Here is a 580-nt window from a genome sequence, read left to right on the forward strand (position 1 = left end):
TTTGTGCTCTAGACTTGCGTAAACAAGAAGGCTAAGCGTCATTATCATGAGCAGAGCCTCAATGCGTTGAGGTTTTTTTAAGAAGATCGAAGACGTTAAGAACTCAGGGCTTTTCAAAAAACGAAAGCCGCGCTCTACTTTTTGTTGGGATTTGTAATGTTCAAGCAATGCAGCCATGGTCAGATCCGCACTATCAGTATCGTTGGTAGCGAGGATAAACATACCCACTTTAAGCTTAGCCAGTTTCACTTTATCTAGATCGGTATAAGGCGTGGCATCAATAAAATAGCGATATCCTGTTGGCTTAGCTCCCTTTTTAGGGCGACCACGACCCGCATAGACAGCCTCTTTAATGATGGTTTTTTGTGCAAAGCCAATGAGGTGACATTGGCTTGCAAAGTCATCCATTGCCTGCTCGGCATCTATTGCACAAGCAAACTCTTTTTTCATAAGTTGGCCCAGGGCTTTCAGCTCTTTGGCGGCATTTTTATCTAAGTTCTTGTAGAACGTTATTTCTTCTCGCTTCGTCGCTTGCTCGCTATGAACCAACAACCATTTTTGAGTGACTGCGCCATAGTTA

General features: G+C 43.4%; 1 protein-coding gene. It reads right to left on the reverse strand.

Features of this window, described 5'->3' with window-relative positions:
- A partial coding sequence (locus tag BZJ21_RS15490; RefSeq protein ID WP_108743198.1) for an IS1634 family transposase occupies positions 1-580 on the reverse strand: 580 nt, incomplete at both ends.

Origin of the sequence: Salinivibrio costicola subsp. alcaliphilus, assembly GCF_001996185.1 — a bacterium.
GTDB classification, from domain to species: domain Bacteria; phylum Pseudomonadota; class Gammaproteobacteria; order Enterobacterales; family Vibrionaceae; genus Salinivibrio; species Salinivibrio costicola.